18 protein-coding genes are annotated in these 19789 nt (G+C 61.1%); 13 read left to right on the top strand and 5 right to left on the bottom strand.

Annotation, left to right across the window (positions count from 1 at the left end; genetic code table 11):
- Positions 1-59: 59 nt before the first annotated feature.
- From PLAV_RS06320 to PLAV_RS06310, 3 genes are all read left to right on the top strand, one after another.
- The gene (locus PLAV_RS06320) at positions 60-893 is read left to right on the top strand and encodes a hypothetical protein (protein ID WP_012110131.1); all 834 of its coding nucleotides are present in this window, start codon (positions 60-62) and stop codon (positions 891-893) included.
- Positions 890-1948, top strand: a complete 1059-nt coding sequence (locus tag PLAV_RS06315) for an isopenicillin N synthase family dioxygenase (protein ID WP_012110130.1) — start codon at positions 890-892, stop codon at positions 1946-1948. The genes PLAV_RS06320 and PLAV_RS06315 overlap by 4 nt, the downstream gene beginning before the upstream one ends.
- 72 nt (positions 1949-2020) lie before the next feature.
- Positions 2021-3103 carry a putative urea ABC transporter substrate-binding protein gene (locus PLAV_RS06310; RefSeq protein WP_012110129.1) on the top strand — a complete coding sequence of 361 codons (1083 nt, stop codon included), beginning with the start codon at positions 2021-2023 and terminating at the stop codon, positions 3101-3103.
- A 40-nt stretch (positions 3104-3143) separates the two neighbouring features.
- On the opposite strand, the gene hslU is transcribed toward PLAV_RS06310, so the two are convergent.
- Both hslU and hslV read right to left on the bottom strand, forming a co-directional pair.
- Complete coding sequence (gene hslU / locus PLAV_RS06305; RefSeq protein WP_012110128.1) at positions 3144-4451, bottom strand: ATP-dependent protease ATPase subunit HslU; 1308 nt, start codon at positions 4449-4451, stop codon at positions 3144-3146.
- A 47-nt stretch (positions 4452-4498) separates the two neighbouring features.
- Complete coding sequence (hslV, locus tag PLAV_RS06300) at positions 4499-5047, bottom strand: ATP-dependent protease subunit HslV (RefSeq protein ID WP_012110127.1); 549 nt, start codon at positions 5045-5047, stop codon at positions 4499-4501.
- Positions 5048-5180: 133 nt separating this feature from the next.
- Here hslV and PLAV_RS06295 point away from each other — a divergent pair, with 133 nt between their 5' ends.
- The 10 genes from PLAV_RS06295 to coaA all read left to right on the top strand — a co-directional run bounded on the left by PLAV_RS06295 (position 5181) and on the right by coaA (position 13817).
- On the top strand, positions 5181-5795 hold the full coding sequence (locus PLAV_RS06295) for a pyridoxamine 5'-phosphate oxidase family protein (protein WP_012110126.1): 615 nt from the start codon (positions 5181-5183) through the stop codon (positions 5793-5795).
- A 287-nt stretch (positions 5796-6082) separates the two neighbouring features.
- Complete coding sequence (gene hisB, locus PLAV_RS06290; RefSeq protein ID WP_012110125.1) at positions 6083-6694, top strand: imidazoleglycerol-phosphate dehydratase HisB; 612 nt, start codon at positions 6083-6085, stop codon at positions 6692-6694.
- A 102-nt stretch (positions 6695-6796) separates the two neighbouring features.
- Positions 6797-7285 (top strand): DUF2628 domain-containing protein, encoded by a 489-nt coding sequence (locus tag PLAV_RS06285; protein ID WP_012110124.1) that lies wholly within the window; start codon positions 6797-6799, stop codon positions 7283-7285.
- A 4-nt stretch (positions 7286-7289) separates the two neighbouring features.
- Positions 7290-7940, top strand: a complete 651-nt coding sequence (hisH, locus tag PLAV_RS06280; protein WP_012110123.1) for an imidazole glycerol phosphate synthase subunit HisH — start codon at positions 7290-7292, stop codon at positions 7938-7940.
- A gap of 10 nt (positions 7941-7950) precedes the next feature.
- Entirely contained in the window at positions 7951-8682 is a 732-nt protein-coding gene (hisA, locus tag PLAV_RS06275; RefSeq protein ID WP_012110122.1) for a 1-(5-phosphoribosyl)-5-[(5-phosphoribosylamino)methylideneamino]imidazole-4-carboxamide isomerase, read from the top strand.
- Positions 8679-9440: an imidazole glycerol phosphate synthase subunit HisF gene (gene hisF, locus PLAV_RS06270; RefSeq protein ID WP_012110121.1), complete on the top strand. Its 762-nt coding sequence runs from the start codon at positions 8679-8681 to the stop codon at positions 9438-9440. Before hisA ends, hisF begins: the two co-directional genes overlap by 4 nt.
- A gap of 172 nt (positions 9441-9612) precedes the next feature.
- Positions 9613-11139, top strand: a complete 1527-nt coding sequence (locus tag PLAV_RS06265) for a CYTH and CHAD domain-containing protein (RefSeq protein ID WP_012110120.1) — start codon at positions 9613-9615, stop codon at positions 11137-11139.
- A 162-nt stretch (positions 11140-11301) separates the two neighbouring features.
- Positions 11302-12393, top strand: a complete 1092-nt coding sequence (locus PLAV_RS18785) for a pentapeptide repeat-containing protein (RefSeq protein ID WP_012110119.1) — start codon at positions 11302-11304, stop codon at positions 12391-12393.
- A 114-nt stretch (positions 12394-12507) separates the two neighbouring features.
- Positions 12508-12837: a phosphoribosyl-ATP diphosphatase gene (locus tag PLAV_RS06255; protein ID WP_012110118.1), complete on the top strand. Its 330-nt coding sequence runs from the start codon at positions 12508-12510 to the stop codon at positions 12835-12837.
- The gene (gene coaA / locus PLAV_RS06250; RefSeq protein ID WP_012110117.1) at positions 12837-13817 is read left to right on the top strand and encodes a type I pantothenate kinase; all 981 of its coding nucleotides are present in this window, start codon (positions 12837-12839) and stop codon (positions 13815-13817) included. The genes PLAV_RS06255 and coaA overlap by 1 nt, the downstream gene beginning before the upstream one ends.
- Here coaA and PLAV_RS06245 read toward each other — a convergent pair whose 3' ends face one another.
- From PLAV_RS06245 to PLAV_RS06235, 3 genes are all read right to left on the bottom strand, one after another.
- Entirely contained in the window at positions 13818-14831 is a 1014-nt protein-coding gene (locus PLAV_RS06245) for an adenosine kinase (RefSeq protein WP_012110116.1), read from the bottom strand.
- A gap of 246 nt (positions 14832-15077) precedes the next feature.
- A complete protein-coding gene (locus tag PLAV_RS06240) occupies positions 15078-16994 on the bottom strand; it encodes a DUF7017 domain-containing protein (protein WP_012110115.1) in 1917 nt (638 codons plus the stop codon).
- The gene (locus PLAV_RS06235; protein WP_012110114.1) at positions 16991-19765 is read right to left on the bottom strand and encodes an ATP-dependent DNA helicase; all 2775 of its coding nucleotides are present in this window, start codon (positions 19763-19765) and stop codon (positions 16991-16993) included. Before PLAV_RS06235 ends, PLAV_RS06240 begins: the two co-directional genes overlap by 4 nt.
- Positions 19766-19789: the final 24 nt, after the last annotated feature.

Here is a 19789-nt window from a genome sequence, read left to right as displayed (position 1 = left end):
CTCTCTAGATGAATGACCTGCCGCAGCGCAGCATGAGGCATTCATAGACGGATTGCCCCATGTCGATCGCTGAACCGCTCTCGAAGACCCCTCTCCCCGAACCCTCCCTCGACACTTTGCCGGGCCTGTGGAGCCGCTCGCTGATCGCCTGGCCGGATGGCCGCCGCGATACGACGACCTGGGTGAACTGGTTTCAGGGACCGGGGCTTTATCTCGACCTTCGCCAGCCGGAAGGCCGGCCGGATTTCTCGAACACCGCCTCCCTCGCAGAGCTCACGCCGGAGGGCATGGACTGGCTGGCGCGGCAGGAAGGCTTCGCGGGCGAACTCGTTCACGAGGATGGCTGGTTCGAATGGCGCCGCGATATCGATTTCCAGCCGCAGGCCGTCTATTCGGATATGGGAAAGCTCTGGATCGAGGGCGAGACCATGATCGAGGAAGGGAAGGACATTCCCTATATCGAGCATTGGCACCGCGAGCCGATCGGCACGACACCCTGCTGGGGTGCGAAACTGCGTGACCGCGACACCGGCCAGAAGGGCGCCATCGTCCGGATGGGCAGTCTTTTCATGTTCGCCCGCGAGCGGCTCTACGACGTGCCGGGCGGGATGTCGCTTCTCGATTGTCTGGCGGGGGCGGAGGACATCGCGGCGGCGCAAAGCTTTCTCGATTGCGAAATTTCGCAAGGTGCGGTGACGAGCGCCGGCTGGATCCTGCAACGCTCGAGCCTGCCCTTCCGTGAGGGAAAACCGCTCTCTCCGATTCTCGGAGGCCAGACACTGCAAACCGCCGATACCGACCGCGATGGAAAACCGGCAGCCCGCTTCTGGGAAATCACCGATCTGCGCGGTACGCCCGCGCTCGACTTTTTGCCGAACGGAGTTCAGTCATGAGTGAGATCGAGACCAAGGGCACCGCCTTTACGCATATTCCCGTCATCGATATTGCGCCGCTCTTTTCAGATGACGAGGCGGCGAAGCGGAAAGTCGCCGCCGAAATGGCCGAGGCCGCGAGCAATGTCGGCTTTCTCTATGTGAAGGGACACGGCATTCCGGCAGAGATGATCGCGACGCTCGAAGCGCGTGCGGCCGAGTTCTTCGCGCTGCCGCTCGACCGGAAGATGGAACGCTATATCGGCAAGTCGCGCGCCCATCGCGGTTATGTGCCGACCGGCGAGGAAGGTTTCTACGACGGCGCCGATCCGAAAAAGACCGACAAGAAGGAAGCCTTCGACCTTTCCGTCGAACTCCCGGAAGACGATCCCGATCACGTCATCGGCTACCGGATGCTGGGGCCGAACCAGTGGCCGGCCGAACTGCCGCAGATGAGCCGCGACGTCTATGCCTATTACGAAGCGGCGATGGCGCTTGGCCACACCATCTTCAGGGGCTTCGCGCTGGCACTCGGGCTTGACGAAAACTATTTTGAAGCCCTGCTGACGAAGCCGCCGTCGCAATTGCGTCTCGTGCATTATCCGGCCGATCCCGCCCGCGTCGCCGATTGGGGTATCAGCGCCCACACCGACTACGAATGCTTCACGATCCTTCATGTGACGGCGCCGGGCCTTGAAGTCATGAACGCCGAAGGACGCTGGATCGACGCGCCGCCCGTGAAAGACGCCTTCGTCATCAATATCGGCGACATGCTGGAAGCCTTGACCAATGGCCGTTTCATCGCGACACCGCACCGCGTCCGCAACGTGCCGGATGAACGCTATTCCTTTCCGCTCTTCTGCGCGCTCGACTACGACACGGTGATCGAGCCACTGCCGCAATTCACCGACGGCGATGCACGCTATCCAAGCTATGTCGCGGGCGGCCACCTCGTCACGCAGACCATGCGGACATTTTCCTACCTGAAGAAGCTCGTCGCTTCGGGCGCGCTTGCGCTTCCCGAAAGCGAAAACCATGCGACGGCCTTTGGCCGCAAGGAACGCGAACCGGCGTGAAGACCGGAGGCGCGTCAGAGGGGACGACCGGAAGAAAAGGTTCAATCGCGACAGGCAGTGAAAGGAAATCTCATGCTGCACCTATCGATCTTCCGGAAAACGGTCATGGCGGTTCTCGCCATGCTTGTTCTTTCTCTCTCTCTCACGGGACAAGCCGCGGCGCAGGAGAAAAAATCCTTCAAGTTGGCCTGGTCTCTCTACACCGGCTACATGCCATGGGCCTATGCCGAGCATGCCGGCATCGTCGACAAATGGGCGGACAAATACGGCATCGAGATCGAGGTCGTACAGATCAACGATTATATCGAGTCCATCAACCAGTATACCGCCGGTGCTTACGATGCCGTCGCGAACACGGTCATGGATTCACTGACCATTCCCGCTGCCGGCGGCGTCGATACCACCGCGATCATCCTTGGCGACTATACCAACGGCAATGACGCGATCTTCATCAAGGGTGAAGGCAAGACGCTGGCCGACATCAAGGGCAAGACGGTGCATCTCGTGCAGTATTCCGTTTCGCACTACATGCTGTCGCTTGCGCTCGCGAAGGCAGGCCTGACCGAAAGCGACATCAAGACGGCGAATATCGCGGATGCGGATTTCGTCGCCGCCTTCTCGACGCCCGAAGTCGAGGTCGTGGTTGCGTGGAACCCGGCAACGAGCCAGATGAACCAGATGCCCGGCATCACCTCGGTCTTCAATTCATCCGAAGTGCCGGGCGAAGTTCAGGACATCGTTGTTGTCAATACGGATGTGCTGAAGGCGAACCCGGATTTCGGCAAGGCGCTCGCCGGCATCTGGTTCGAGACGCTGGCGATCATGAAAAAAGACGATGCCGAGGGCATCGCCGCCCGCACCTATATGGCGCAAGCCTCCGGCACCGACCTCGCCGATTTCGAAAGCCAGATCGCGACGACGTATTTCTACGATGCGGCGGAAGGCGTCGAGGATTTTTCAGGCCCGAAGATGGCGGCCAGTGTCGAAAGCGTCGCCGGCTTCGCCTTCGCGCAAGGCCTGCTCGGACCGGACGCAAAGGATGCCGGTCACATCGGCATCGAGCTTGCGGACGGTACGGTCTTCGGCGACGAGAGCAATGTGAAGCTCCGCATCGATACGAGCTACATGGAGATGGCGTCCAAGGGCGAGATCTAGAAGCGGCATCCCCGCCCGGCCCAGCCGGGCGGGGAGACGCCTAGAGAATGAATTTCGACAGGTCGGTGTTCTTCGACAGGTCGCCGAGATGCTTGCGCACATAGGCGCCGTCGATCGTTACCGTCTCGCCCGCCTTGTCGGTGGCGGCGAAGCTCACCTCGTCGAGAACGCGTTCCATCACCGTATGGAGCCGGCGCGCGCCGATATTCTCGACCGTCGAATTGACGGAGGTGGCAATGTCTGCAATGGCGTCGATCCCGTCATCGGTGAAATCCAGCGTCACGTTTTCCGTGTTCAGAAGCGCGACATATTGCTTGATGAGGCTCGCTTCCGGTTCGGTGAGCACACGGCGCATGTCGTCCTTGCTGAGCGCCTGCAATTCGACGCGGATCGGAAGACGGCCCTGCAGTTCCGGCAACAGATCGGAGGGCTTGGCAATGTGAAACGCGCCTGACGCTATGAAGAGAATGTGATCGGTCTTCACCGCGCCATGCTTGGTCGCGACCGTCGTTCCTTCGATCAGCGGCAGCAGGTCGCGCTGCACGCCTTCGCGGCTGACATCGCCGCCCTGCCGCTCCGCGCGGGCGCAGATCTTGTCAATCTCGTCGAGAAAGACGATGCCATTGTTCTCGACCGAACGGATCGCTTCCTGGGTGAGCTGCTCCTGGTCGAGGAGCTTGTCGCTTTCTTCCGCAACCAGCACGTCATAGCTGTCGCGCACGGCCATGCGCCGCGTCTTCGTTCGGCCGCCAAAGGCCTTGCCCATGATGTCGCTGAGATTGATCATCCCCATCTGCGAACCCGGCATGCCGGGAATGTCGAAGGTCGGCATGCCGCCGCCGCTATCTGCCACCTCGACCTCGATTTCCTTTTCGTCCAGCTCGCCGTCGCGAAGCTTGCGGCGGAAGCTCTCGCGCGTTGCCTCGCTCGCATTGGCGCCGACCAGCGCATCGAGAACGCGGCCTTCGGCGGCGACATGCGCCTTCGCCTGCACATCCTTGCGTTTGCGTTCGCGCGTCATGGCGAGGGCGATTTCCACGAGGTCGCGGATGATTTGTTCCACGTCGCGGCCGACATAGCCGACCTCGGTGAACTTCGTCGCCTCGACTTTCAGGAAGGGCGCTTCGGCAAGCTTCGCGAGGCGGCGTGAAATTTCCGTCTTGCCGACGCCGGTCGGTCCGATCATCAGGATGTTCTTCGGCAGAACTTCGTCGCGCAAGGCATCCGGCAGCTGCTGGCGCCGCCAGCGGTTGCGGAGCGCAATGGCGACGGCGCGCTTGGCGTCGCGCTGTCCGACGATATAGCGATCGAGTTCGGAAACGATCTCACGCGGGGAAAAACTGGTCATGATGGCAGGGGCAACTCCAAAGACGGCACGAAACGAAAGGGCTGGGACTAGGCGTCGAGGCTTTCGACAGTGAGGTTGTTATTGGTGTAGACGCAGATGCTGGCTGCGATGCCCATGGCCTTGCGGGCGATCTCCTCGGCGCTGAGGTCCATGTCGATCAGGGCCCGAGCCGCGGCAAGGGCGTAATTGCCGCCGGAGCCGATACCCACCACGCCGCTTTCGGGCTCCAGTACATCGCCATTGCCGGTAAGGACGAGGGTCGCCTCCTTGTCCGCGACGATCATCAGCGCCTCGAGGCGGCGGAGGAAACGGTCGGTCCGCCAGTCCTTGGCGAGCTCGACGCAGGCGCGGGTGAGCTGCCCGGGATATTGCTCGATCTTCGCCTCGAGCCGCTCGAAGAGGGTCATGGCATCGGCGGTCGCGCCGGCAAAACCCGCGATCACGTCGCCCTTGCCGAGCGGGCGGACCTTGCGGGCATTCCCCTTCATGATCGTGTCGCCCATCGATACCTGGCCATCTCCCGCGATCACGACCTTGCCCCCCTTGCGCACGGTCAGGATCGTTGTGCCGTGCCAGTTGATGGGGTCGTTCGTCATGGAGAATTCCTGCAATGGGAGGGTGAGTTGGCTACCATGTGGCGGCTTCGCGCCACCGGGTCAACCCCGTGGCATCTTGCCTTTGAGAATGATAGTCTTTCTCAAACACGAACTCTTTGCTGGGGGAAGCCGAATGTCCGTTGAACTGAAAACCGAAGACGCACTCCGCACTGTCTATCCGGATCCCGGCCAGACGAGAGGCAAGGTGCTCCCGGCGCTCGAAGAGCATGCGCGGACCTTTATCGGCCTTTCGCCCTTTCTGTGCATCGGCACCTCGCGCCCGGACGGACTGGCCGATGTCTCCCCGCGCGGCGGCGAACAGGGCTTCGTTCATGTGCTGGATGACACGCATCTCGCCATGCCGGACCGGCCCGGCAACAATCTGATCGATACGCTTTCAAACATCGCGCAGTCGCCCTCCGTCGGCCTGCTCTTCTTCGTGCCGGGCTTCGAGGAAATGCTGCGGGTGAACGGCGTGGCGAAAACGACGCTGGACCCGGAGATGATGGAACGCTTCGCGGTGGACGGGAAAAAGCCTCGCTCCGTCATGATTATCGAGGTGCGGGAGGTCTTCTTCCATTGCACTAAGGCGCTGAAACGCTCCGGCCTGTGGGACTCCTCAAAACATGTCCCGCGCGAGAAAATGCCGAGCTTCGGCCAGATCATTCGCGACCAGCTGAAGCTGCTCATCCCTGCGAAGATCATCGATATGGGCCTTAACCAGGATGCGAAGAAGAATCTCTACTGAGGAAAGGCTGGCGGCGAACGTCCCATATCTTGTGGGGTCGGATTTGGGCAAATACCAGCAAAGAAAAAGCCGACAATTTGAATCAATGACTTAGGACTTGCTTCGGATCGTGATTAGGAGCTACTTAAAGTAGTGGATGAGAAGTGCTCTAATATATTGGTTAACGCCCCGTAAGCATTTGTCATTCAATCTGAATCGGTACTTCAAGTAATCAGGCTGGCCTGGCGCCTGCACGCCTGCTAAAAGCGGCCGCGACCAAGCCCGCCCCCGAACCGGAAGCCGGACCTATGCAGACCGATAGCGATACCCGCATCGCCACCGTCGAGCGCAAGACCAAGGAGACCAACGTCTTTGTCTCGCTCGATCTCGACGGTAATGGCGAATATGACGTCGATACCGGGATCGGCTTTCTCGATCACATGCTGGAGCAGCTCTCCCGTCATTCGCTGATCGACCTGAAGGTGCGCGCGCAGGGCGACCTCCACATCGATTTCCACCACACGACCGAGGATACGGGCATCGTCATCGGCGAAGCCGTACGCAAGGCGCTGGGCGACTTCAAGGGCATCCGCCGCTATGCGACGGCCATCATCCCGATGGACGAAACCTGCACCCGCGTCTCGATCGACGTATCGCAGCGCCCCTATCTCATCTGGAAGGTTGGCTTCACAAAGCCGAAGCTCGGCGACATGGACACGGAACTCTTCAAGGAGTGGTTCCAGGCATTTGCGCAGAATGCGGGCATCACGCTGCATATTGAAAACATGTATGGCGACAACAACCATCACATCGTCGAAAGCTGCTTCAAGGGCCTTGCCCGGGCGCTGCGCGATGCGATCGAGATCGACCCGCGCGCGGCGAACCGCATTCCCTCGACCAAGGGCGTGCTGGGAAACTGATTTTCGGGTTCCGGCCTCCCGCGCGGCTGGCCTTTTTGCACCGTCTGTCATAGATAGAGGCCGAACGTCAGGCGTTACGCCCTGACGCGCGGAACCGGTTCCATGCGTATTTACACGGTCCACGAGCTTCAAGGCGCGCCGCTCGACGGCGCAGGGCTGGTGCTGGTCAAGGAGGGCTTCTCCTTTCCGGCCTTCCTGTTCTCATGGGCATGGCTTCTCTGGCAGCGGCTCTGGATCGCTTTCGGCTTCTGGCTCCTTCTGGTCGCCGCCACCTCCTTCATCGTGGAAAGGCTGCTCGGAGCCGAGGCGGCGACAGTCTGCTCGCTCGCCCTGCAACTCCTGCTCGGCTTCGAGGCGAACGATATCCGCCGCTGGACGCTTGAGCGGAAGGGCTATCGCCTCACCGGCATTGTCGGCGGCAGCTCTCTCGAGGAGGCGGAACGGAACTTCTTCGCGAGATGGGACGGCCCGCTGGAGGTTGTGCCTGCGGCGCCATCCGAGCCGGGCCCGGTCTGGCCCCGTCGCGCGCCTCCCGCCGAGACATCGGGCAGCGAACGAATTTTCGGCCTCTTCCCGAAAGCGGGAGGCTGAGCTCATGAAGGTTGCGATTATCGATTATGGTTCGGGCAATCTCCGCTCTGCCGCCAAGGCGTTCGAACGGGCGGCGCGCGACGCCGGCCTGTCCGCCGATGTCATGGTGACGAGCGACCCGGATGCGGTGCGCGGCGCCGACCGCGTGGTGCTGCCGGGCGTCGGCGCCTTCGGCGATTGTGCTGCCGGCCTGCGCGCCGTGCCGGGCATGGCGCATGCGCTGACCGAAGCGGTGCGAAAGGAAGGAAAGCCCTTTTTCGGCATCTGTGTCGGCATGCAATTGATGGCGACGCGCGGCCTCGAACATGGTGTCCATGAGGGGCTCGGCTGGATCGAGGGCGATGTTGTGGAAATGACGCCCGCCGATCCCAACCTCAAAATTCCGCATATGGGTTGGAACACGCTGGCACAGGAACGTCCCCATCCGCTGCTCGACGGTGTCGAAACCGGCGACAAGGGCCTCCATGCCTATTTCGTCCACTCTTATTTTTTCGATGCGGCATCCCCCGATGACATCGTCGCCAACACCGATTACGGCGGCCGCGTTACCGCGATGATCGCGCGCGACAACATGGCGGGCACGCAGTTCCACCCGGAAAAAAGCCAGACCCTCGGTCTTACGCTGATCGGCAATTTCCTGAAGTGGCGTCCCTGAAAGAAAATAGATGATCCTCTTTCCCGCAATCGATTTGAAAGACGGCCAATGCGTCCGTCTCGTACATGGGCTGATGGACCAGGCGACCGTCTTCAATGACGATCCAGCGGCGCAAGCGCGCGCCTTCGAGGAAGCAGGCTTCGAATACATCCATCTTGTCGACCTGAACGGTGCCTTCGAAGGAAAGCCGGTGAACGCCGCCGCCGTCGAAAGCATTCTTGCCGCGATCTCGATCCCCGCCCAGCTCGGCGGCGGCATCCGCGACCTCGCCACCATCGAGATGTGGCTCGAAAAGGGCGTCCGCCGCGTCATCATCGGCACGGCGGCGGTGAAGAACCCCGCTCTGGTGATCGAGGCGTGCCGCAAATTTCCGGGCCGCATCGCCGTCGGCCTCGACGCCAAGGGCGGCCGCGTTGCGACCGAGGGCTGGGCGGATGTCTCCGACCTCACCGTTCTCGACATGGCCGGCCGCTTCGAGGACGCGGGCGTCGCCGCCATCATCTATACCGATATCGACCGCGACGGCGCGCTTCAGGGCCTCAATATCGAGGCAACGGTGTCACTTGCCGACGCCATCTCCATTCCCGTGATCGCGTCGGGTGGGCTTTCATCAATCGAAGATCTGAAAAAGCTCATCGCGGCCAATTGTTCGGGGATAGAAGGCGCGATCTCCGGCCGGGCGCTTTATGACGGCAGGCTCGATCCTTCGGAAGCACTGAAGCTCCTGCGAGGTGTTGCGTGACCTTGAAGGCTCGCCTCATTCCCTGTCTCGACGTGAAGGATGGCCGCGTCGTCAAAGGCGTGAACTTTGTCGATCTGCGCGACGCGGGAGATCCTGTCGAAGCCGCGCGCGCCTATGACGCGGCGGGTGCGGACGAACTCTGTTTCCTCGACATCACGGCGAGCCACGAAGAACGCGCGATCATCTTCGATGTCGTCCGCCGCACGGCGGAGCAGTGCTTCATGCCGCTTACCGTCGGCGGCGGCGTTCGCACCATCGAGGATGTGCGCCAGCTTCTGCTTGCCGGTGCCGACAAGGTCTCGATCATGACGGCCGCCGTCTTCAACCCCGATTTCGTGAAGGCGGCTGCGGAAAAATTCGGCAATCAATGCATCGTGGTCGCCATCGATGCAAAGCAGACCGGCCCCGGCAAATGGGAAATCTTCACCCATGGCGGGCGCAAGCCGACCGGCATCGACGCGGTTGAATATGCCGTTAAGGTCTGCGAGCTGGGCGCGGGCGAAATCCTGCTCACCTCAATGGATCGGGACGGCGCGAAATCCGGCTTCGACATTGCCCTGACCCGCGCGGTGGCCGATGCCGTTCCCGTGCCCGTTATCGCCTCGGGCGGCGTCGGCACGCTCGACCATCTCGTCGAAGGCATTCGCGACGGCCATGCGAGCGCTGTCCTCGCGGCCTCGATTTTCCATTTTGGCGAGTTCACGATCGGCGAAGCCAAGGCGCATATGGCGGAAGCAGGTCTTCCCATCCGCCTCTGAACATCAACCTATAGTGCCAATTTGGTTCTTCGGCACTGCACCTACGGACGAAGCGTCGCAGGAAGCGTTTCTGGCGCAAGCGCAGATTGCGCATTGTCCAATCACTCGGCAGAATGCGGCTGCTTGGGTCCGGCTTTCCCTTCCCCCCGCAAGTGGCGCGAGCGGCGCATTTATGTCCGAACGTGAAATCGAACTGAAGCTTCTTTGCGAGCCCGTCGAGCTTGACCGGATCAGGCAGGCGCCATCATTGCTCAAGCTGAAGCAGGGCCGCGCAACGGGCAAGCATCTCCACTCCGTCTATTTTGATACGAAAAGCCTCGCGCTGGGCGATCACGGTTTTGCGTTGCGCTTGCGCCGCGCCGGTGCGGCCTGTGTGCAGACCTTGAAAACGGAATCCGGCGCCTCAGGCGGCGCTACAGGCGCCCTTGCGAGGGATACGGGCGAGTATGAAGTGCGTCTTCCACGCGGTGCGGAAAAGCCCGATCTCAACAAATTGCCGCAAGCGCTCAAGGCGCGCATCCAGAAGCTTGCGAACGGCGACGCGATCGGCGCGCGCCTCGTCAGCGATATTCGCCGCACCATCCACAATCTCCAGACCGAAAATGGCGATCTGATCGAGATGGCGTTCGACCTCGGCGCCCTGCAGGCGAATGGCGGCGAAGCGCAGGTCAGCGAGATCGAACTGGAACTGAAGGCAGGCAGTCCCGCAAGTCTCTACCGGATCGCGCTCGACCTGAACGAAGTTGCCGATCTGCGCGTCGGCACGAAAAGCAAATCCGAACGCGGCTTTGCATTGTTGCGTCCACGCGCGCCCGTCGCCGTGAAAGCCGAGCCGCTGCTGCTCGATCACAATGCGCCGCTTGAAGATGCCTATGGAGCGGTGCTCCGCCATTGCCTCGTGCACATGACGGCCAACGAAGCCGCCGCCGTCGATGCGCGGCTGCCCGAAGGATTGCACCAGATGCGCGTCGCGCTTCGCCGCGCACGCTCGGCCTTCGAAATTTTCCGCCCCGTCATCGGCGGCGCGCAGGCGGACAAGCTCGCGGCGGAAGCCAAATGGCTTGCGAACGAACTTGGGCCCGCCCGTGATTTCGACGTCTTCGTTACCGAGATTGTTGCGCCGGTGACGCCGCGCGGCGCAGGCTTCAAAAAACTGCAGGCGCTGGCCGAAGAAAAACGGGCCGAGAAATGGGAACGTGCACTTACCGCGTTGCGCTCGCGCCGTTATACGCGCTTCCTGCTTGAATACGGCCTTTTCCTTGCCGAGCAGGATTGGCGCTTGAAACGCAAGGCGCCGGCCTTGGCGCGGATCTTCGCGGCAGAAGCTCTCGACAAGCGCCTCGCCAAGGTTGCAAAGCGCGGTCGCGACTTCGAGAAGCTTGAAGGCGAGGCGCGTCACGACCTGCGCAAACAGTTGAAGAAGCTTCGTTATGGACTGCATTTTTTCTCCTCGCTCTACGATGCTGGCGAGGTGAAGCCTTATCTGAAGCATCTCGGCGAAATGCAGGATGTGTTTGGCGGGCTGAACGACGTCGCGACCGCTCATCTGATCCTCGACGATATGCCGGGCGAAGGTGCGGTGGGGGAAGCGGCCGCTCGCGTGATCGCCTGGCACGGCGAGCGGGCGGAGAAAGCCTGGAAGGGGGCGATCCGTCTCTGGAAGCGCTTCAATGCCGTCGACCCTTTCTGGCGCGTCTGAAGGCCCTTCAAGGCGTCCGGCACCGCAGAAGCCCATGATTTTCCTGCTTATTTCAGGAATTTCGATGTGCATTAAGAAAATCTGAAAAGTTACGCCAATAGCATGTGCCGCGCGGGTGCATGGCTTTTCATCCCCGCTTTTTGCGTGAAAGTTTGAGTATCGATGTCCGAGCGTTTCAAAGCTGCCGCCAAGACGAACGGCGAGGGTTCTGCCGCGTCCGCCCGCAAGGGTGGTGCCGATGATCATGCGATCGTCGGACGCCGTATCAGCCAGGAAGCGCTGAAGCGTCTGAGCGAGCTCCACACGCGCTATCTCAAGGGCATCCCGAACGGCTGGTGCGCGGTGATGAAGGAGTGCGATCTGTCGGGTCTCGATTTTCGCAACCTCAACTTCTCGCATGGTCATTTCATCGGCTGCGACTTCACAGGCTGCGACCTTGAAGACGCGCATTTTTCGGGCGCCAATCTTTTCAGCGCAAATTTCGACCATGCGAATCTCACACGCACCAATTTCTCGCGCGCGGATTTGCGGGGCGCGAATTTCGAAGATGCCGAAATGGCGGATGCACAGCTCGATGGTGCCGACCTGCGGCGTGGCGCGGTGATAAGGCGCGGCGCCTCGGCACCTGTTGGCCGCGAGAATTCGAGCTTTCGCGGTGCACGGATGTACGGCACCAACATGGCCGAATGCAAACTTCTCGACGCCGATTTCGAAGGGGCCTCTATCTCCGGCGCTAGCCTGCAAGGTGCCGATCTGCGGGGTGCGAACTTTGCGGGTGCCGAGCTCAAGGGCGTCGAATTGTCGGGGGCTAATCTCGCCGATGCGGATTTCCGCCGCGCCGTCATGGACGAGGCGACAATCGCGCGCGGCGACATGATGCGGGCGACCAGGCCGAGGCCGGCGCCCAATCCCGAACGCATGGAAAAAATACTGGCGCTTCATCTCGAGTGGATCCAGACCGGCCAGCAAAAAGGCCAGCGCGCCGATTTCACCCGGATGGATCTCTCGCGAAAGGATTTCTCCAGGGCCGTGCTTGCCGGGGCCCATTTCCGTGAGGCCATCCTCGCCGATGCAAATTTCGAAAAGGCGATCCTTGCCGCCGCCGATTTCAGCAATGCGATCCTGTTTCGCGCCAACCTCGCCGGGGCCGATCTCCGGGGCGCCGATCTCAGGGGTGCCGATCTGAAGAATGCCCGGCAGGATGACACCAAGAAGGGCGAGCTGGACGGCACCAGCCTGGCCACCAGGCTCTGAGAACGTTCCCCGCCCCCGCGCTGGCCTACCGCCCCCAAATCTGCTACGGAAGGCCGCCCGAGCCGGACTTCTTCTGGAGCCGGCCCGGTCCCGTCAACCGTCCGGGAGCGCCAGATGGCCGCCGACGCAAGCCAGCTCGATCGACTGTTCGAGGTGATCGCCGCCCGCAAGGGCGCGGACGCCGGCTCTTCCTATACCGCGAAGCTGCTCGCGAAAGGCGTGCCGGCCTGCGCCCAGAAACTGGGTGAAGAAGCGGTCGAAACGGTGATTGCGGCGGTTTCCGGCGATGGCGGCGGCGTGGTCTCCGAAAGCGCCGATCTTCTTTATCACTGGCTGGTGCTCATGGCGGCGTCGAATACCGACCCGGCAGATGTTTACGCCGAGCTTGAACGCCGCGAGGGCCGCTCCGGCCTCACGGAAAAAGCAGCGCGTGGTGAACGGTAATGGGTGACGATGCGCTGACCGCCGATAGCGGCAGGGACGAAACGCAGTCTCTCTCGCCATTCCGCTATTTTACGGCCGCCGAGTGGGGCCGTCTCCGCCAGGACACGCCCCTGCCCCTTTCGCAAGGCGAACTGGAAGAACTGAAAGGTTTCGGCGAGCGGATCTCTCTGGACGAGGTTTCGGAAATTTATCTTCCGCTCTCCCGCCTTCTCAACCTCTATGTGGGCGAGACACAGGAACTTTACCGCGTCACCTCCGACTTTCTCGGCCGCGAGCAGGACAAGGTTCCCTACATTATCGGTGTCGCCGGCTCCGTTGCCGTCGGCAAATCGACCACGGCGCGTATCCTGCGCACGCTGCTCGCGCGCTGGCCGAACCATCCGAAGGTCGATCTCATCACCACCGACGGCTTTCTCTATCCGAACAAGGTGCTCGAAGAGCGCGGGCTGATGCAGCGCAAGGGCTTTCCCGAAAGTTTCGACATCAAGCGCCTGCTGCGTTTCCTGTCGGACGTGAAAGCAGGGTCGCGTCACGTCGAGGCGCCGGTCTATTCCCACTTCACCTACGACATCCTGCCCGGCGAGACGATACCGGTCGACTATCCGGATATTCTTGTCGTGGAAGGGCTCAACGTGCTGCAGCCCTGGAAGCCGGCGGATGGCGACGAACCGCAGCCCTTCGTATCGGATTTCTTCGATTTCTCGATTTATCTCGACGCGGACGAAGCCTCGATCCGGCGCTGGTATATCGAGCGCTTCCTCAGCCTGCGCCGCACATCCTTCAAGGACCCCGCCGCCTATTTCCACCGCTACTCCAAACTGACCGAAGAAGAAGCGGTGGAAACGGCAGACGCGATCTGGACATCGATCAATCTTGCAAACCTTCGCAAGAACATCCTGCCGACGCGCCAGCGCGCCGACCTGATCCTCCGCAAGGGCGACGATCACCGCATCCGGGACGTGCTGCTCAGAAAGCTCTGATCAGGCGAGGCCCTTTTCCTTCGCAAGCTTCGCGAGCGAGACCTGCGGACGCGGGCCGTAATGCGAAATGATTTCCGCCGCCGCCATGGCGCCGAGACGGCCGCATTCGACAGGGCTTTTCCCGCGCGTGAGGCCATAGAGGAAACCGGCGGCGAAGAGATCGCCCGCGCCCGTCGTATCGACGACTTTTGAAACTTTCTCCGCGTCCACGACATGCACTTCGCCATCGGCGACGATGACGGCGCCCGCTTCCGAACGTGTCAGCGCGGCGAACTTGCAATCGGCGCGCACTTTCTGAAGCGCTTCGTCGAAGACATCGGTTTCGTAGAGCGAAAGGATTTCGGCTTCATTGGCGAAAAGAATATCCACTTCATCCTTCGCCAGCCGCCGGAATTCGTCCCGGTAGCGGCCGACGCAGAAACTGTCGGAGAGCGTCAGCGAGACCAGGCGTCCCGCGTCATGGGCAATCTTCGCGGCCTTCAGGAAAGCGTCCTTCGCGCCGGGCTCATCCCAGAGATAGCCTTCCATATAGGTGACGGCTGCGGCGCGGATCGTGTCCGCATCGATGTCATCCGGCTGCAGCTTCTGCGCCGCGCCGAGAAACGTGCTCATGCTTCGCTGCGCGTCCGGCGTTACGATGATGAGGCAGCGCCCGGTCGGAACGCCGCTCGTCGCCTGCGAGGCGGGGAAGACGACGCCGAGCGACTTGATGTCGTGGACGAAGACTTCGCCAAGCTGATCGTTCTTCACCTTGCCGAAAAATGCACCTTTACCGCCGAGCGAGGCAAGCCCTGCGATGGTATTGGCGCAGGAACCGCCCGACATCTCGATCGAGCTCGCCATCCTGGCATAGAGCTCATCGGCGCGTGCCGCGTCGATCAGCGTCATTCCGCCTTTTTCGATGCCGTTTGCAATCAGGAATTTATCGTCCGCATTCGCGATCACATCGACCAGTGCGTTGCCGATGCCCACTCGATTATTGATTGGCAGCATAACGCCTTGAAATATCGTCATTAAAAATATTTCTTACGGCGATATACCGTCAGCTATCCCGGCAAAATGGCTGGCTTTTGAAATTATTGGATTTTTCCGGGATGCCCCGAAAAACCGTACTTTCGGGATCTATCGTCAAGCGAGGAACGCAGGAAACAATCCGACTCGATCCATGCATTCCGCCGATTTCACGATGTAGCTCTATCATCAAAGCGGCTAATTGTCACGCGAGGCCGGAGCGCAAATGGCTCGCGCATCGTCACCAAGTCAGTCGTTTTTCGCGCTGATAGCTTTCCAGCCCCATGTGCTTCGCTTCTTGTCGAAATTGATAACGGCTAGGCCTTCCACCCGATCGCCATCGACGACCCTGGATTCTGCAACGATATCCGGCGGAATAAAGATGCCAGCGGAAGTGAAGCCGAGGCCATTACGGACTTCGACATCGTCGTTGAAAGGCTTCAGCACATCCGTTCCAGGCGATCGGGTGGTAGAGGAAACCGACAGCGTCCGAGTGCGCGCACCTTTCCGGCTATGATAGCGGGTCGCCCGAACCGCGACAGCCTGTCCTATCGTTGCTGAACCGGTAAAGTCGGCCAATGGAAACGTGCCGTCGATTCCCTTAGCCACCACAAAATGGAGGAGCGACTTGGCCCGGTTGATGTGATCGATCACGCCGCATAGTTCCGGCACAACGTCATCGCTGGCGCCGTTCCGTGGCTGAATCCGATGCACCATCGCCTTCCATGGTTCGGCGGTCGACACCTCCATCTGCACCCTGATCGGAGCGCCCGACCGGCAGCCCCGCACGTCCGGGTGCCCCGCAGAGACGCTGATTTCTAAAGGCAGCGGGCTGGCCTTAACGAATATCCGCCGGCGTGTCCGATCCTTCTGCCCTTCCTGCCCCTCGATCACGAATTCGTCGCCGACTAATGCATCGGTCCAAGGGAGATGGGCGAAGAGCAACTCCTCGGCGCGCGACTTGAAGCGATCGTAGAACGAACGGCCCGGGGTAGATGGTGCCGCGGCAAGGAACCAGGCGCTTTCCGCCATCCGCTGGGCGTCGATGGGAATGCGGGTGCCCTCGCGACGTCTATGTTCGATCACCCGTTCCACTTCGGCTCTCGCCTCACCGGGATGATCGGCGGCGACCAGGGCCGCGAACTTGAGACGCAGCTTGCTGACGAACGTATCGTCCTCCGAGCAAGTCAGCGCCTTCGCATAGCACGAAAGGCGCATAACCGGCTCCACCTCGAGGTCGCCGATCAACTCCCAGGTCCAATATTCGCCTGCCTTGCTGCGGGCGAACTCAGTCGCGAGCAGTCGAGCCTCATCTAGCCGTTCGAGGCCGCGCAGCAACTTTACCATGTTCAACTTCAGCCAGACGTTCTCAGGGAACAGCTCCAGCCCGCGCTCAAGGTAGGGCAGGATATAGTTCATCTCCGCTGGAGATCCGCCCTTCACAGCTTCCTTGGATGCGCGTTGCAGCACCGTTTCCGCAAGCGGGGGGAAGGTCTTGCCGTCGTCGAGTCGGGACTCCTCGAAGTCCTCGCGCCGGAACGAATCCAGACCCCACAAGCGTGCGAATGCGGCGAGGCGGAGATGGTCGCCATGGGACAACCGGACCGCCTGCTGCATCATGCAGCTATGTAATAGACCGGACTCCGAGATGCCGAGCTTGAGATAGGTGTTGAGGTGCCGCTTGACGGTATCGATGGCGCTCGGCGCCAAATCCTGCCCCCCAGCCGCTCGGAAGATCGCCTGGGTGGCCCGGTAGAGCTCCCAGCCGAAAGCAGTCTTGTCGTCCTTGGTCAGACCGCCTTTCGCCATGAGTGCCGCAAACGCGCCAACGGCCATGTCGTGCTGGCCATCCTTGCCGAGCTTTCGGGCTGCCATGACGGCACGACGATCATCGTCGACCAATGCCAGCGCCCGCTCTCGGTGTTCGGCGAGAAGCTCATTTCCACTAGGGACCTCAAACTTCGTCAGCAGGCGCAGATAGCCATGCAGCGATGCCTGATCCCGGTCGGCGGCATGCCGCTTCACGAGATCGATCAGACACCAGCCGTAGGCGCCGACCTCCCATTCGTTCGCCTCCGGCGCCGCAACCAGTTCCGTGGCGAGTTTGAACGCTTCATCGAGTTGGCCGCCCTTGCGCAAGGCCGTGACCTGCTGCCCCGGCTTCACGGGATGACCTGCGCGGTGAGTATCTCAAGCACCTCGGGCAACAACGTACCCGCTGGGACGCCCTGCCTTCCCCCGACGTTGATCGGCATGCATTTCGTGAACCGATCTCGTCCGTCGTAGAAGACATCGACGACGGCAGCATCACCGCCACGCGAGAAGGTGTAGCGCTGGCTCCACGCCTGTTCCTTCAATCCCACAATGTGGATTTGGCGTTCCCTGAGAAGAGGCAACAGGCGGTCGTGGAACTGTGCAAGGAAAGGGCGGCTTGGCGATTGCAGGCCCGACGAGCCACCCGTGCCGGCGACTGGCAGTGCCGAGCCAATGGACTGACCGACCAACGGCCGAAGAAGCTCGCCTAGCTGCTCGCTGAAAGCGCCTGCGGGAGGAACAGCCACCGCTGTAACCTTGAACTTGCCATTGTAACTGATGTTAGCGCGGGCGGTGTCGAGGTCACGACGCAGGTAGAAGGCTTCCTGGTACTGGTGATGCGCGACATCGTCGATCTCGATGCCCGTCTCCCCGAGAAGGTCCCGCACGCGCGCCAGAACACCGAGGCGGAATGCCTCCTGGGGCGATATGATTGAGGCGGTGCCTCCCGCCTGCGCAGCTGCCGAGAGCTGCCCATCCGTCGATGTCGTCGATACCTCCGAAGGCGACCACCAGTCAGGTCCGGCGACCTTCAACCTGACTTCGGGCGGGTCGATCATATACAGCTTCCCGCTTGAGCGGGTCATGGCCGTATAGAGCCAACGGAAATACTCGGCCGATCTCGGATTCTGGCCAGACGGGCAATTCACGAACACATGCCCCCATTCGCCACCCTGCGCCTTGTGGCAAGTCACCGCGTAGCCGAACTTTACGCGGAGCGCGTTAAAGTACGGGTCCTGGCGTATGATCTGGCTGAGGCGTTCTCGGTCGTGGCCGCGCTTCAAATCAGGGTGACGCTTGAGGAAGTCCACATAGAGCGCGCGCTGCTGCGCAGCGTCGAGCCCGGCCCCGCTATCGTGAAGATGATCGTCGAGGATTTTCGCGGTCAGAACGGTCTCGGCGCCATCTGGCGACGAAACGGTTATCTGGATGTCGCGGAACACTAACGACACCTCGATGACGTCGACTGCCCCGGTCTCCTCGTTACGGTATCGGAGATTGACGGACCGCCGCTCCACCATGGTTTCCGCATCGACGACATCGACAAACTCACCGTTAGCCAGGAAGCTGCCGTTCACAACGGCGTTGGCGGTGACGATCAGCCGATCACCGGCCGCCACGAAGTCACGTCCGGGGAAAAGTGCATCCCGGATCGCCCGGTTGTAACTGGCCGCTTCGCTGTTAGACCGCGTAATGACAATCGGAATGTTCGCTTCGCCGGTAGAGCGTGCCGCCATATATAACGGGAGAACCTCGTCGGCGCGGAGACGCAGGACATCTTCGTCGAATTCGAAGCTGAGGCTACCAAATGTGCCCTTTGAAAGGCTATCGCGAAGCGGCATGACGTTACGGATAATCCCGCTATCCGCCTTCTGCCGCAGTACTTCCTTCAACTCGTATTCGGCCGCATCCAACCCGAGGTGCTTGTGGAGGTACTCCGTATCAAGCGCTGGGGAGACGGACATCCCCACCGGGGGAAGCTGAGCGGGATCGCCTACGAGGATAATCTTCCGGTCGGTCTCGCCATGCTTGAATCCGACATAGCTAATCAGGTCGTGCAACAGGTATCCGGTTCCCGATCGGAAGAACTCGCTCTCCGAATAGACGTCCGAAAGAAGCGACGCCTCGTCCACGATATAGACCGTATTGGCCTGATCTTGGTTGGCCGCGATCTCCGCATAGAACTTGAACGTCTCCGACCCAACCTCCTGATCCCCCTTCGTATATTCCTTCAGGTCGCTGAAGTTGTAGATTTGGCTATGCACCGTCCGCGCGTCGCGCCCGGTCTTCTCCGAGATAATCTTCGCCGCCCGCCCGGTCGGTGCTGCGAGGCGGAAAGCGCGACCCTGTGCCGAAAGATATTCGGTGATGCCCTTGGCGAGGAAGGTCTTGCCGGTGCCCGCATAGCCCTTGAGCAGGAATACATGCTGCGTCGGACTGGAGAGGAATGTGGAAAGCGCGTCGAGGCAGGCGGCTTGGTCGCTCGACAGACTTTCCGTAAAGGCCTCGTGAAGTGTGATGCTGGTCCGAAGTTGGCGCACCCTCGGATCGACTTCCGCCATCGCGCGGGAGACCTGCTCCCGTATGCGCCGGACGCGCTCCTCGGGAAACTTGAGTATGTTCGATGACTTACCCGGGACCGTCGGCTGCCGCTCGGCAGAAACGTCCTGCGTTTCCACCATGGATGGAACCGAGAGGGGATTGGCGTTCTGCCTCGCTGGAGTCAGCCATTCGATGTCGGGACGCATGAAGCGGCAGAACCAGCACGAAAGAGACCAAGCATCTTCCAAAAGAGCTTCAGCTTGTGCCGGCGTAACCTTCCCGTTGTGTGCGGCATTGTTGCCGACCTTCCGGATAGCGTGAAATTTGGAAAGGAGACGGGCGTCGAGCAGGTCTGCATTCTCCAACAGGACCAACCTGTCGAAATGCGAATGCGCCGGGTCGTACTGAAGTCCCAGTTGCCCAAACAGTTTGACGACCATCGTCTCGGTAAGCCCACGCAGCCGGATGGCCACGAGGTCCGGCTCATGCGGTCCAGCCTGTTCCGCCTTTCTCCCGAGATCATGGAGATCTGGCCAGAACCGCTGAAGGAAATTGAAGCTGTCGGAGTGATCTCCGATCATTTCGCTGCACTCCGAACTACAACG

The organism is Parvibaculum lavamentivorans DS-1, assembly GCF_000017565.1.
GTDB classification, from domain to species: domain Bacteria; phylum Pseudomonadota; class Alphaproteobacteria; order Parvibaculales; family Parvibaculaceae; genus Parvibaculum; species Parvibaculum lavamentivorans.
The sequence above is the reverse complement of the archived record's forward strand: the minus strand, read 5'-3'. Positions and strand labels throughout refer to the sequence as shown.